The 14,024-nt window shown below is 51.3% G+C and carries 9 protein-coding genes; 5 read left to right on the top strand and 4 right to left on the bottom strand.

Annotated elements, in window-relative coordinates:
• Positions 1 to 144: 144 nt before the first annotated feature.
• Positions 145 to 1,059, bottom strand: a complete 915-nt coding sequence (locus ACFORK_RS12270; RefSeq protein ID WP_379199151.1) for a MerR family transcriptional regulator — start codon at positions 1,057 to 1,059, stop codon at positions 145 to 147.
• A gap of 221 nt (positions 1,060 to 1,280) precedes the next feature.
• Between ACFORK_RS12270 and ACFORK_RS12265 the strand changes: the two genes are divergently transcribed.
• Complete coding sequence (locus ACFORK_RS12265; protein ID WP_379199149.1) at positions 1,281 to 2,813, top strand: phospholipase D family protein; 1,533 nt, start codon at positions 1,281 to 1,283, stop codon at positions 2,811 to 2,813.
• Positions 2,814 to 2,984: 171 nt separating this feature from the next.
• Here ACFORK_RS12265 and cls read toward each other — a convergent pair whose 3' ends face one another.
• Positions 2,985 to 4,493: a cardiolipin synthase gene (cls, locus tag ACFORK_RS12260; RefSeq protein WP_379199147.1), complete on the bottom strand. Its 1,509-nt coding sequence runs from the start codon at positions 4,491 to 4,493 to the stop codon at positions 2,985 to 2,987.
• 214 nt (positions 4,494 to 4,707) lie between these two features.
• Here cls and ACFORK_RS12255 point away from each other — a divergent pair, with 214 nt between their 5' ends.
• The 3 genes from ACFORK_RS12255 to ACFORK_RS12245 all read left to right on the top strand — a co-directional run bounded on the left by ACFORK_RS12255 (position 4,708) and on the right by ACFORK_RS12245 (position 10,140).
• Positions 4,708 to 5,628, top strand: a complete 921-nt coding sequence (locus ACFORK_RS12255) for a TetR/AcrR family transcriptional regulator (protein WP_379199145.1) — start codon at positions 4,708 to 4,710, stop codon at positions 5,626 to 5,628.
• The gene (locus ACFORK_RS12250; RefSeq protein ID WP_379199360.1) at positions 5,625 to 8,831 is read left to right on the top strand and encodes an efflux RND transporter permease subunit; all 3,207 of its coding nucleotides are present in this window, start codon (positions 5,625 to 5,627) and stop codon (positions 8,829 to 8,831) included. The genes ACFORK_RS12255 and ACFORK_RS12250 overlap by 4 nt, the downstream gene beginning before the upstream one ends.
• Positions 8,832 to 9,195: 364 nt before the next feature.
• Complete coding sequence (locus ACFORK_RS12245) at positions 9,196 to 10,140, top strand: 1-phosphofructokinase family hexose kinase (protein ID WP_379199143.1); 945 nt, start codon at positions 9,196 to 9,198, stop codon at positions 10,138 to 10,140.
• A gap of 171 nt (positions 10,141 to 10,311) precedes the next feature.
• Here the strand turns inward: ACFORK_RS12245 and ACFORK_RS12240 are convergent, their stop codons facing one another.
• Together ACFORK_RS12240 and ACFORK_RS12235 are read right to left on the bottom strand one after the other, a co-directional pair.
• Complete coding sequence (locus tag ACFORK_RS12240) at positions 10,312 to 10,992, bottom strand: TorD/DmsD family molecular chaperone (RefSeq protein ID WP_379199141.1); 681 nt, start codon at positions 10,990 to 10,992, stop codon at positions 10,312 to 10,314.
• A gap of 356 nt (positions 10,993 to 11,348) precedes the next feature.
• Positions 11,349 to 11,972: a LysE/ArgO family amino acid transporter gene (locus ACFORK_RS12235; RefSeq protein ID WP_379199139.1), complete on the bottom strand. Its 624-nt coding sequence runs from the start codon at positions 11,970 to 11,972 to the stop codon at positions 11,349 to 11,351.
• 371 nt (positions 11,973 to 12,343) lie between these two features.
• On the opposite strand from ACFORK_RS12235, the gene ACFORK_RS12230 reads away from it, so the two are divergent.
• Positions 12,344 to 13,951, top strand: a complete 1,608-nt coding sequence (locus ACFORK_RS12230) for an aminotransferase-like domain-containing protein (RefSeq protein ID WP_379199137.1) — start codon at positions 12,344 to 12,346, stop codon at positions 13,949 to 13,951.
• Positions 13,952 to 14,024 lie beyond the last annotated feature (73 nt).

The following is a 14,024-nucleotide window of genomic DNA, read 5'->3' as shown; positions in this document are numbered from 1 at the left end:
AAAAATGATACAAATATCATACAATCATTAGTCCAATTAGTAAATGCGCAAGAGTAAACAAAAAAAGGAATCTGCGGACTCACTTCAAAGTGAGTCCGCAGATTCCCTACAAACAATGTTATCCTCTTCTCCCTTTCCAGGGATTTACTTATTCCTTAACATCTCTGCAAATACATCGTCAAACCAATGCTGCCAGCGATCTGGCGGCTCGTTAATAACATACCGGGCAACCGATTCGGTAGTTGATGCATCGTATCCCTTGCCGCCCACAATAAACGCCGCTTCCGGACATTTCTGTTGGAGCCGCCGAATTAGTTCTTCTGTATAAGGAAGCAATTCCGGGTTAGTCACGGACAGGCATATCGCTCCGATGCTACTCTGCTGCCCCAGCATGGTCATCACCCCTTCTTCAGGGGTATTAGCACCCAGATAGATGACCTCTACACCGTTCTTGCGTAAAAAAAGTGAAAATAACAGCAGTCCGACCTGATGATGTTCTCCCGCCGGGCAAAAGGCCAGCACCTTCGGCAGATGCTCATCGACAGGGAAAACATGGAAAAATTGATAGAAACGATTAGTCACCATATGCGTAATATAGTGTTCCTGCGCCACGGTCGCGTTCCCCTTCTCCCAGGCATCGCCTACCATGACCAGAACCGGAACCAACACCTGATGAACCATGGCCTCGTATCCGAACAGAGAGAAGCCGTAGTCGATCAGCGCGTTCGCACGTTCACCCTGAAACTCATAGAGTGCAATGTATATTTGATGGTTCATCTTCTCGAAAGCATCCTGCGAGGTTCCGCCTTTAGAGGCGCTCCCTTCATCCAGATGTTGGTTTTTCCTCGCCTTGAGCAGTCGAACAGCATGTGAAATACTTATGCCCTGCTGCTCAGTCTGTTCCTTCAGCCAGCGCAGGTCTTCCACGTTATCTCGGGTATACAGTCGGTACCCCGATTCTGTCCGTTCAGGGGTTACAGCCTGATACCTGTTCTCCCAGGCTCTCAACGTCACCGAAGGGACACCTAACATTTCAACGACCTGCTTTATGGTATACATGCTGCCATTCACTCACTTTCCCACACGGCAAAACCTAATATTTGAATACACAAACCTTATACAAATTATTTACATTCATTATACATAAGCCTTTGTAAGCTGTCATCCGCTGTTGTTCTAAGTCCATTTGCTTAGTTTTCCTTTAGAAGCGGTAATAGATGGTTACAATACTTAAAATACAATGGATGAGGAGTAATCGAATGTCCAACAGGAGGACTATCATGAATTCAGGCCGTCGGCGCTCTGCGCCCTCCCCTTCGCCTCCATCCCACACCATCCGTGGAGGAGATCTGTCCAAAAGGAACGCCCGCTCCTTCCGCCGCTGGATGCTTTTCATCGTGGGCATCTGTATATTGTGGCTGACTGCCGTTATGATCTACCAGACCCATAAGCCGCTGCCATCCGGCCTTTCTTATGAAAGCCCCTTATACAAGGTCAGCCAAGTACATTTCTGGCATGACTTGACTCATGCGAACGGTACGGTAAACGGCTCACAGGAGGAGCAAATTCTGCCGCGCATTCTCCAGATCATCGAGGAGTCCCGGAAGTTTCTGGTGATTGATATGTTCCTTTTCAATAATTACACACATAAGGATCAGCATTTCCCGCCTATCAGCAAAAAGCTCACGGATAAACTGCTCGCCCAGAAGGCAGCCTATCCCGAGATAGAGATTGTGTTCATTACCGATGAAGTTAATACGAATTACAATTCAGCACCTAACACGTTGCTAGAAGAGATGAGAGCTGCCGGCATCACGGTAATTATGACAGATGTCGATAAATTGAGAGACTCCACACCCGTATATTCTGCCATCTGGCGTACCTTCATTCAGTGGTTTGGACAATCCGGCAAGGGGTGGATTCCCAATCTGATGGCCAGTAACGGTCCGAAAATCACTGTACGCTCTTATTTGAAGCTCTTGAATGTTAAAGCTAACCACCGCAAGCTGGTTATGAATGAGACAACAGCGCTGATCTCCTCGGGTAATATACACGATGCCAGCGCCTACAACTCGAATATCGCCCTGGAGGTTCAAGGCCCCATTCTGGCCGATATTTTGCAGACTGAGCAAGCTGCAGCGAATCTTTCTGGAGCAGGACCCTTGCTGAGCGAGGAACCCGTATTTTCTCAGGCCAATGAGAGGAGCGCCGGAGAACCTCTTGAAGTCCGATATCTGACAGAGGGTAAAATCTATAAATACACGCTTGAAGCAATCAACTCCGCGGGACAAGGGGACACCGTATGGATGGGCATGTTCTATCTCGCCGATGACAAGGTCATTAAGGCGCTGCTTAATGCATCGAGACGTGGTGCACACGTCCGGTTACTGCTGGATCCCAATCAAAATGCGTTCGGCAGAGATAAAATCGGTATCCCTAACCGGCCTGTAGCCATGGATTTGAACCGCCGTTCAGACGGAAAGATCGCCATCCGCTGGTACAATACAACGAAGGAGCAGTACCATGCCAAGCTGCTTTTTATCTCCAGGGAGAATGGGAGGTCCGTCATCCTCGGCGGATCTACCAACTTCACAGCCCGAAATCTCAATGATTACAATCTGGAGAATAACCTGTGGGTAACGGTACAGAAGGATCAGCCGCTATACGCTGAAATGGAGACCTACTTCACCTCTCTATGGAATAACGACGGTGCAGCTTACAGTCTCCCCTTCGATGCTTACCAAAGTGGGGTTACGTGGATCAAATACATGGTGTTCCGTATGCAGAAATTCATTGGGTTCACCACTTTTTGAATAGATCCTGACACAAGTAGAAACGGCTTTGCCGACCGCTAAGGGACGGTGTCCGATTCAGCGAGAAATCTAAGGATGATTTATAGCGTAAAACATATAATTTGTTATATTTTCAAAAAAACCACTTGGAGAACCTTAACAGAAGGCTGTCCAAGTGGTTTTTATTCTCTCCTACAGCAGCGGAGACATCAGACGTGCCGCAGACTCCAGCACCCGTTCCATCAACCGTTTGTTCATGAATTCCTCATGCACAATCAGCCTTGTGGAGAGCAGATCACGCTCGAAGTCCTCGACAATCCGCGCTACACTCTCTGTCCGGATCAACAATGCATTCACCTCGAAATTCAGGTGGAAGCTACGCATGTCCATATTTGCCGTGCCAATCGTAGCAATTTCCCCGTCCGTAATGAGCAGTTTGGAATGAATAAAGCCCTTCTCATACTCATAAATCTTCACACCAGATTCCAGCAGTGCCGGGAAATAGGAATGGGACGCCAGAAACGGAATCCACTTATCCGGTTTGGCCGGAAACAGCAGCCGCACATCAAGCCCCGACATTGCCGCAACGCGCAGTGCAGTCAGAATATCCTCATCGGGAATGAAGTACGGAGAAGCAATCCATACCGATTTTTGCGCAGAGGTAATCATGGAGAAAAAGAGATTCTTGAGCGCCCGGCGTTCATTATCTGGTCCACTGGCAATAATCTGCACTGCCCCGTCTCCAGCCATATACCGCAGCTTGGGCGACAGGTAATCCTGCTCCAGAATCTTCTCCCCTGTCGTATGCATCCAGTCCTGGAGGAAAATAATTTGCATCGTCCGTACCGCCTCACCACGTACCAGCATATGTGTATCGCGCCAGAACCCATATGTTTTGCTGCGGCTCAAATACTCGTCACCAACGTTAAGCCCGCCCATAAAACCTACATCGCCGTCGATGACGACGATTTTGCGGTGATTCCGATAGTTTACCCGACTGGAGAAAAAGGAGGTCGAGTTGCCATAGGCCGCCACTTGCACCCCGGCATTGCTCATTTCCTTCAGAAAGGACTTGGAGAGCTGAATGCTGCCAACCGCATCATACATGAATCGGACGGTGACACCGGCACGCGCCTTTTCAATCAGGATCTGCTGGATGCGTGTCCCGATATGATCTGCCCGAAAGATGTAATACTCCATATGAATATGATGCTGTGCCTGCCGCAGCTCCAGAAGCAGGGTCCCAAAAGTCTCTTCCCCGTTGGTTAAGACCCGCGTCTCCGACGTACAGGAGATCGGCGTCCGTGCCAGCCGTTGTGACAACCCCAACAGCTTCTGATGTGGCTCCGCAAATTCCGACCAATCAAAGTGGGTGCGCAGCGCATCGTTCTCAATTCGCTCATAGGCCATCAGGTCGAGCTGGGCCTTTTTATCATATTTACGACGCTTGAATACGTTCTGTCCGAACAGAAAATAGAAGACAAGTCCCACTACCGGGATCAGCGCCAGCAGCAAGATCCAGGACATCGTTGTGGAAGGATTACGGTTCTCCATGGATATAGCAAGTCCGATGGATATGACCGTTAATGTAGAGAAAATACTAATAATGGTCGTGCCGGTACTGCCGAACAGACCAAAGCCGAAGTAATAAAAAGCTATAAAAGCTCCAATAATGACAATTGCCTGTAGTCCTCTTCTCATATTCTACCTACCTTCTTTTTACATCACGAAAATGACACATTTATATATTACATGAATACAGGGGTTCTTCCTACAAAATCGATGGCAAATTGATAATTGCGACAAAATTGTAACCTTTTTTAGTGTAAATTTGTAATACCCAGAAAGTTGTAATATAATTTTCATGACTATCAAGTCAATTTCAGAACTCATTAGTCAGAAAGGGGATTCGTCGGTGGCAGACCGCACCCAGGACAAGAAAGAACAGATTATCAAGACGGCGATGCAACTGTTCGCTGTGAAAGGTTCTTCCTCCACTTCCATGCAGGAAATCGCGGAGCTAAGCAGCATGTCCAAGGGCAGCCTCTATCTCCTGTTTAAATCCAAGGAGGAGCTGGAACGCAGCATTTATATATACTGCTTCAAGATGATCCGTGACCCGCTGGTCCACGCAGAACAGGAGACCGGGAAGACACCGCGCGAAAAACTGCGGAACCAGGTCGAAATTCTCCTCAATCATGTATACGAGCTTCGTGAGTTTTTGCAGCGACAAATTCAGGATTTTGCCGGAAAAGGCCATTCCGATATCCCCGAATGGCTGCAAAAGAGTAATGTGGCAATGATGGGCTGGTTCCAGTCTAAGATGGAGAACGTCTATGGTGAGCAAATTTTGCCCTATACAGGCGATTTATTCATGATCGTCCACGGCATGATCAGTTCTTATGTTCGTGTTCTCTTCCACCCCGAATCCTATGTACCTACGGCACGCATGGCGGATCATCTTATTCATATGATGGACATCATCACGGCCTCCCTGCTTGCAGACAAACCCGCCCCGCTCATCTCACATGCGATGGTTGTAGGGATGCTGGCGGGTCAAGAGGAGAGCTTACGCAAGAATCCGCTGCAGTTGATTAAGGAAATGAAAGACCTGCTCAGCGCCGCCCCTCTCAAGACGAGACAACAGAAGGATGCCGCGGATTCACTTATCATTCTGGAAGGGGAAATGCTGGTTCCCCACCCGCGGAGAGCCATCGTTCAAGGAATGCTATTTAACCTGCAGGCTTGTCCCGAACTTGCCGAACCTCTGAAGGAATTAAGAAAGTTGTTATCACCTTATATGTATAACCAAGAGGAGCTGAATTGTACGCCATGAAAAGTCTGATTAATTTCTCACTCAAAAACAAATTTGCGATTTGGCTTCTGACGATCATCATCGTCTTTGCCGGTCTCTACAGCGGACTGACCATGAAGCAGGAGACCCTGCCGAATATCAGTATTCCCTACCTGAGTATCACAACGATTTATCCGGGTGCTGCGCCAGAAGGGGTCGTGAACGATGTCAGCAAACCCTTAGAGCAGAAGCTGCGCAACGTGGATGGTGTTAAGACACTGACCTCCACATCGCTGGAGAACGCCTCCAGCATCTTCATTGAATTTAATTACGGCACCAACCTGGACAATGCGACAGCGGCCGTCCGTGAGGCATTGAATGAGGTCGTCCTGCCAGACAACGTGCAAAAGCCGAGGATTTCCCGCTTCAGTCTCAGCTCTCTTCCCGTCGTCTCCCTCAGCCTTGCCGGTGATGGCTCCAAGCCACTTGAAGAATTGACCAGCATTGCGGAGAACGACATCCGTCCAGCACTGGAAGACCTTGAAGGCGTGGCCTCCGTACAAATTGCCGGGCAGTATGTCAAGGAAGTCTCGCTGAAATTCAATCAGGATAAGCTGAAACAATATGGACTGACCGAAGATACAGTAAAAGGCATCGTTCAAGGCTCTTCCCTACGCGTGCCACTTGGTCTATTCGAAATGGAAGAATCGCAGAAAGCCGTCGTTGTTGATGGAAATGTCACAACGATTGATGACTTGAAAAATGTCGCCATCCCTGTAATGCCAAGCGGTGCTGGCGCAACCGGGGGGGCTTCTGCCGGAGTACCTGGAGGTGCAGGAGTACCTGGTGGGGCCGGAGCACCAGAAGCTGCTGGTGGCGCTGCAAATAACGGTGGAGCCGGTGCGAATGCTGCAGCCCGTGCAGCACTCGGAGCAGGGCTACCTACCGTCAAGCTTGGCGAATTGGCGGATATTGAAGTTGTAGGCCGTTCCGAATCCATCTCCCGTACCAACGGGAAGGAATCCATCGGTATTCAGATCGTTAAGGCCAATGATGCCAATACCGTTGAAGTCGTCAACAGTGTCAAGAAGAAGACCGAGGAGCTGAAAGAACAATTCAAGGGTCTCGACCTGACGGTTCTGCTCGACCAAGGCAAGCCGATTGAGGATTCGGTAAGCACAATGTTATCCAAGGCTGCCTTCGGTGCCTTGTTCGCAGTTATTATCATCCTGATCTTCCTGCGGAATATCCGTTCGACGATTATCTCGATCATCTCTATCCCGCTCTCATTGCTGATTGCGGTTCTGTGCTTGCGCCAGATGAACATCACCCTGAATATGATGACACTGGGCGCCATGACCGTAGCCATCGGACGGGTAGTCGATGACTCCATTGTTGTCATTGAGAATATCTACAGGCGGTTATCGCTATCGGGCGAGAAGCTGCGCGGTAGAGAGTTAATCAGCGCGGCAACACGCGAAATGTTCGTGCCGATTATGTCGTCCACCATCGTTACGATCGCCGTGTTCCTGCCGCTTGCTTTTGTCAGCGGAATGGTTGGCGAGCTGTTCCTGCCTTTTGCCTTGACTATGGTCTTTGCCCTGCTGGCATCGCTCATTGTAGCCATCACGCTTGTACCGGCAATGGCACACTCGTTGTTCCGTAACGGGCTCAAAAAGAAGAACGATCATCATGATAAACCGGACAGATTGTCTGCCTGGTATCAGAAAGTACTGGATTGGTGCTTGAATCACAAGCTGGTCACTTTTGGTGTTGCTGTTATCCTCCTGGTGGGCAGTCTGTTCCTGATCAAGCCGATTGGCGTCAGCTTCATGCCATCCCAGGAAGAGAAGAACATTACATTGACCTTTTCACCAAAAGCAGGACAACGTCTGGAGGATGTACAGGCACTGGGCCTGAAAGCGGAGAAATATATTTTGGCTCAGACGCACGTGGATAAGATGCAATATTCCATCGGCGGAAGCAGCCCGTTCAGCTTAGGCGGTTCTAGCGGCAAGTCGGGATTGTTCTATGTTGCATACGACAGCAATACGCCTGATTTCGAATCCGTGAAGAAGAATCTGATCGAAGGACTCACCAAGGAAGTTCCGGAAGGAGTCTGGGGCGACATGTCCGAGATGGCCGGTGGCGGCCTCGGCGGCAATACGCTGACGGTAAATATTTTCGGAGACAATCTGGATCAATTGAAGCCTGTAGCCGATGAAATTGCCGGAATTGTACAGAAGGATACAACCAACTTCAAGGATGGCAAAACAAGTCTATCCGCAGCCTATGATCAATACACTATCGTAGCGGACCAGCAAAAGCTTAGCTCACTGGGCCTTACTGCCGGACAAATCGCCATGAAGCTCAGCCCTGCTGGAGCACGTCCGGTTCTGACCGAGGTCAAGCTGGATGGCAAAAACTATAACGTCTATATCGAAACCGAAAAAGATACGTATTCCAGCATCAAAGAGATGGAAGATGCGCATCTTACTTCGCCGCTAGGCATCAGCGTGCCGATCGGTGAGGTAGCCAAGGTAGAGAAAGGCTCTTCACCGGACTCGATCACTCGTATGGATGGCAAAATGAAAGTAGATGTTACGGCGAATATCATCGCTAATGACGTTAACGCCGCTTCCAATAGTGTGAAGACTAAAATCGAAGACCTTAATTTGCCGGATGGTGTAACTGTTAAATTCGGTGGTGTGACAGAACAGATTAATGACACCTTCGGACAACTTGGTATCGCTATGGCTGCCGCAATCGCCATCGTATACTTCGTATTGGTGGTTACCTTTGGCGGCGGGCTTGCTCCATTCGCCATTCTCTTCTCACTTCCGTTCACCGTCATCGGAGCACTGGTTGCCCTGCTGTTAGCCGGGGAGACCTTGAACGTCTCCGCCCTGATGGGTGCTCTGATGCTGATTGGTATCGTCGTCACCAATGCGATCGTACTGATCGACCGTGTTATTCATAAAGAAAAAGAAGGACTCACCACCAGGGCAGCCCTGCTGGAAGCAGGCGGTACGCGTCTGCGTCCGATCTTGATGACAGCACTCGCTACCATTGGCGCATTGCTGCCGCTCGTAAGCGGACTCGAAAACAGCGCCGGTATCATTTCCAAGGGCCTCGGTGTCACAGTTATCGGTGGTCTCATCAGCTCCACGCTCCTGACACTCGTGGTAGTGCCGGTAGTATACGAATTCCTGATGAAATTCCGCAGAAAGACTGTGGAAGAATAAAACTAAGTCTATAGCTTCACTATATTCGTATCGGAAGCACAGGCTGTCGCCAGATTTCAACCGCTGGGAGTAGTTTATAAAGAAGAAATCTGGCGACAACAGCGAATGAAGTCCACACATTCCGCTGTAGTGACGACCGAACCTTCTGTTCGATCTTAAGTTTGTCTTATAAGCAAAAAGCTTTTACTTGTAAAGCGATTGGATGATCCAAGAGGCCCCTCCGCAAATGGAGGGGCCTCTTGGCATGTAACAGGGATCTCCCCGTCAGAAGGGATCCGGCGTAACGGGGGTGTGGCATCTTGTGTCAGGCGATTTCTGAACAGTACAATGAAATTATGGATGCCTATAGAAAGGAAGAACTATTATGATTACAACCGTCACGCTGAATCCGGCTGTCGATAAAATTTATACTGTACCGGGATTCCAAATAAACGGTGTTCACCGGATCACCGATTCCCTGACTCTTCCCGGTGGCAAAGGCGTCAACGCCGCACGGGTTTTAAGCCAGTTAGGGGCAGAGGTAACCGCCTGCGGCTTTGCCGCTGGATATACGGGTGAGCAGCTACTCGCCGGTCTGGCTGAAGAAGGCGTCGACGCCGACTTCGTCAAGGTCACGCAGGGAGAGACACGGCTGGCCTTGACCGTGCTCGACTCTGCTTCTACTACCCAGACGGAGCTGATCGAGTCTGGGCCGGTCATCACCGGGGAGGCGCTTTCCGCCCTGCGCAGCAGGCTGGAGAAGCTGGCCCGCCGATCCCGGTGGGTACTGCTCTCGGGCAGCCTTCCGCCGGGCTGCCCCCCTTGGCTCTATGCGGAGCTGGCGGATATCGCCCATCACGGCGGTGCCCAGGTGATGCTGGACGCCAGCGGCGAGGCTCTGCGCCTCGGCCTTCAAGGCCGGCCCGAGCTCGTGAAGCCCAACGAGCACGAAGCCGCCGAGCTGGCCGGTCTGGCAGACACCGGCAGCGAAGACACTGCTCGGCAGGCGCTGGAAGCGCTGCTGGAGCTAGGGGCGCGTGACGCTGTCGTCACGCTGGGGCCCCGCGGCGCTGTCGCCGCCGCGGATGGGCAGCGTTACCGTGTGACGCTGCCTTCGGTCACTGCCGTGAGTCCACTCGGCAGTGGAGATGCCACGGCCGCCGGCCTACTGGCGTCGGCTGTGGCCGGGGGTGACTGGCCGGCGCGGCTTACGCTCGGCGCGGCCTGCGGCACGGCAGCAGCGTTGCAGCGCGCTGCCGGCTTCGTGAACCCCGGCGATGTGGCAGCCATTGCCGCCGGGGTTGCCGTCACCGTCCTGTCCCGGGGCTGACACGGGGCAGAACGGTGACTTGCAAGCAAAGAGGGGGCGTCTCCCGGTCGACGCCCCCTCTTACTTTCAAAAGCAGCTTCGCGCTGCAATTGAAGTACATAAACATAAACCAACTAGTATGGACTCGTTGACCTGATCATACGAAGAAAAGCCCGGTTGCCCGGGCTTTTCTTACGACATAGATGTAGCACTTGTCTCCAGCGAAGCCTTCCAGGCTCGCAGCATTTGCAGATCCTGCGGCAAAAATTCCTCCAACATGTGACTCAAACCTAGGTATAGCTTGCTCTCCGTTAAGGAATTAAGACTTTCGCAGAACTGCGGGGTCCATTTCAACAGATGCTCTTCTAAGAAAGCCACCTGAATCTCCAGCAGCTCCATGGCACTTCTCACCGTAAAGCAGTTGTACAACATCCGTTCGTGCATTACTGCCATGAATTCCAGTTCAATGGCAATATGATCATCGGCTTCACCGCCGCATTTCTTAAATACAACTCCTGCCGAAGCATATACATCGGACAGGACATTACAGAATTCTTCAGCCCGGCCCCGGTTAGCTGCTTCGCGTGCAGCTCGCACATTCATCAGCCGGGTGTATTCCTCTGTCTCCTGCTTGCAGACCTGCGGCAGCTCGCCAGGCTCCTGGCTGCAGAGGTAACGCTTAAGCTCGCGGCCACCTTCGGTCATCTCTGCAGCGACGCTCATCTGGCGTCTGCTGCACCACTGGGCCACCAGCGAAAGAGATGGCTTTCTCCCGAAGAAATCCACCAGCAATTGATATATTAATCCCCGACTTTCCAGCCAACGGGTGTAAGCCTCCGGCACAACAAGCGATGAAGCGGATTGTAAGGTCATTTGACAAATCCTCCCCTATTGTTATTCCCGGGTACCGCGGCAAGGAATAGCCGCTCGGCATCTTCCGGTATCCTAGCTGTGTTCTTGGAAAAAGGATGCAATGTTCTTTCTATATCTAAATTATATCGGAACCATAAAACGCTTTAAGTGAGCATTCTATGTCCATTCCCGTCAATTGTCGCAGATCTGTCAAATTCAGCAGCGAATCGGCAGGCGCTCGGGAATCATCCAATTTCACTATCTCCACAGAGGTCCCAGTCGATTCTAATTTTCCTCTGCAAGCCGTGTTATAACTATTATATGCCTGCGGAAGACAAGCAATTCCAGTCGCTAAGATGGAGAACTATCCAAGAGAATCACAGGTCTCCACTCCATATATTCCACAACTGCATCCCCATATAAACTGCAATCGCCCAGATTAGTAGCGCCGATACCCTGTTCAACACACGCAGAATCCGGCCGGAAGGATCGGCTTGTCCTACCAACCGCCCGGCGGCGGCAAGTCCGATGAACCATAGCCAGGAGACAGCAGCCGTCGCGCCGGCAAATATCCACCGTTCTCCACTGCCATATTGCAGGGAACTGGTTCCGATGACACCAACAGTGTCCAGCAGTGCATGAGGATTTAACAGGGAGACCGACAAGGCATAGGCAATCTGCCCCTTCGCCGATAGCACTTTCACCTCGCCTTGCGTCGGAGCGCTACCCCAGATTTTCCAGCCCATATAAGCTAAAAAAACCAATCCCACGCTATAAATTACAGGTGTTACCCAGCTCACGGACATGACAACCAGCGAAACTCCACCAACAGCAGCACCAATTAGCAGCGTATCGCATAAAGAGGCGGTCAGCACTACCGGCAGCACGCCGCGAAACCGTGGATGCAGCGAACCCTGATTAAAAACGAATATATTCTGTACCCCCAGCGGCAAAATAAGTCCAAACGCCAATATAATTCCATGTATAACTGCTTCAAGCATTTGCAAGAACCTCCTGATGATTCGTTTAGGATGAGAAATCTGTGCGGAGCAGCGTAACTGCGCCCCATTGATAGTACCTTCCCACTACATAAACCGTAACCATCCAAGTTCTTCAACAACACCCAACCAAGACATAATAAAGCTACCTGTTCATGGTATACTCAACGCAGAATTCACTTCAACTCAGGATATACTTCAACGCAGGATATACTCAACACAGTAAAAGTCCCAACCAGCGCAAAGATATACATTGTGAACCCCTTGGCTTCCATGATTGTAGACAGGTTCTATATAAACAATAAGCAACTTAACCTAGCCCATCTTACCCCTCGACAATGTCGATTTTATCTTTCTTATAAAGGAGTTCTGCCGTGCAGCCCACTTCCAAGCAATCCGCTTTTCCTTCTCCTGCATCAAAAGACAGCATGTCTCCAGGGGACACTCTCAACGTCACTTCATCATCAGGAACGGCCAATGCCAGCGGCACTGGTGAATGGCAGCCAGACATAAACTCTACGCTACCACTTCATGCCCAGATAACAGACTATTTTATCGGCAAAATCAATAGTGGAGCCTGGCCCCCTGGCATGCGACTGGCTCCACAGCGAGAGCTGTGTCGACAGCTTGGTGTCAATCGCAGCACCCTTGTAACCGCATTGGGGCAACTGACGGCGATGGGCTTGATTGAGGGGAACAGAGGCGGTGGAACTCGAATTGCTGCTCCCTCCCCCAAGTGTGGTGATTCCAGTACCGAGCAGGAATCCATCAATTTCGGCGGACTAGTCCGGGCAGGTAACTGGAATGATTATGTAGAGGAAGGCATCCATTATCCCAATCTGCCTACCATCCAGGCCATTAACCGATTGGAGTATGAACGGGGGCTAATCCGCCTTGGCACAGGTGAACCTGCTCCGGAACTGCTGCCTGGTCAGGTTATGCAGGAGATTCTCGCTGGACTCGCGTGCGAGCCACTGTTGCCGCTGTCCTACGAAGAGCCGCTTGGTAGTCTGGAACTGCGAACAGCCCTCAGCAACAAGCTATCCGCATCCGGTATTCAGACTTCTCCCGCCTCCATCCTAATTACCTCGGGGTCATTGCAAGGACTGCAGCTTATTGCCATGGGGCTGTTGCCTCGTGGCGCAGCCATCCTGCTGGAGAAACCGTCCTATCTCTACTCTATCCATGCCTTCCAGTCCACAGGCGTGAAGTTTCGCGGCCTGCCAATGGATGAACGGGGACTAATGACGGACAGCATTGCGCAAGAGGCTTACCGGAGCAATGCAGCTATGTTATATACCATTCCGACCTTTCATAATCCTACCGGTATTTTGATGGATGAGGAGCGACGGAATGCACTGATGACCACTACAGGCGCCCTTGGTCTGCCGATTCTGGAAGACGGGGCCTATCAGGAGCTTTGGCTGGATGCACCTCCGCCTCCGCCACTGAAAGCCCTGGATCATGAAGGACGTGTCCTCCACCTCGGGACCTTATCCAAAGCCGTCAGTCCCGGCCTGCGCATTGGCTGGATCGCCGGCCCTGAACCAGTCGTCGCGCGTCTGGCCGATATTAAAATGCAGAGCGACTATGGCGCAAGCTCCCTGTCTCAGCTTGCCGCCGCCCGATGGCTGAGCGGCGGGTATCATGAAGCGCATGCTCATACCTTGCGACAGCAACTGCGAATGCGGCGAGACGCAGTCCTGGAGATGCTTCAGATCCATTTCAGCGAACTGGCTACCTGGAACATACCTGCGGGCGGCTTCTACATCTGGCTGTCGCTTCATCAGCCATTGCCCCTGCGCAAGCTGTTCAAAGCAGCCCTGCAGTCCGGCCTGCTGCTCAATACTGGCGATCTGTACGACCGCGGGGACAGCCGCCATCTGCGGCTCTCCTACACTTACGCTTCAGTCGCAGAGCTAGAGACTGGCCTGTCCATCTTGGCCGGGCTGATCCGCAATTTACAGCGCCACCAGCCTTAGACCAGGATGTCGTAGGTCCCCATCTCCTTCTCTGGCTGCTCTCTAGCAATTTGCCTTCACCATCCCTAGACCG

It is taken from the genome of Paenibacillus sp. GCM10012306, from assembly GCF_042649265.1.
In the GTDB taxonomy this organism is placed as follows: Bacteria; Bacillota; Bacilli; order Paenibacillales; family Paenibacillaceae; genus Paenibacillus_AQ.
Note: the sequence above shows the minus strand (reverse complement) of the source record. Positions and strands in the feature narration are given on the sequence as shown.

Bases quoted from the DNA above. Each gene is read 5' to 3' on its own strand.
- ACFORK_RS12270 (WP_379199151.1), bottom strand. From the start codon at position 1,059: ATGTATACCATAAAGCAGGTCGTTGAAATGTTAGGTGTCCCTTCGGTG.
- ACFORK_RS12265 (WP_379199149.1), top strand. From the start codon at position 1,281: ATGAATTCAGGCCGTCGGCGCTCTGCGCCCTCCCCTTCGCCTCCATCC.
- cls (WP_379199147.1), bottom strand. From the start codon at position 4,493: ATGAGAAGAGGACTACAGGCAATTGTCATTATTGGAGCTTTTATAGCT.
- ACFORK_RS12250 (WP_379199360.1), top strand. From the start codon at position 5,625: ATGAAAAGTCTGATTAATTTCTCACTCAAAAACAAATTTGCGATTTGG.
- ACFORK_RS12245 (WP_379199143.1), top strand. From the start codon at position 9,196: ATGATTACAACCGTCACGCTGAATCCGGCTGTCGATAAAATTTATACT.
- ACFORK_RS12240 (WP_379199141.1), bottom strand. From the start codon at position 10,992: ATGACCTTACAATCCGCTTCATCGCTTGTTGTGCCGGAGGCTTACACC.
- ACFORK_RS12235 (WP_379199139.1), bottom strand. From the start codon at position 11,972: ATGCTTGAAGCAGTTATACATGGAATTATATTGGCGTTTGGACTTATT.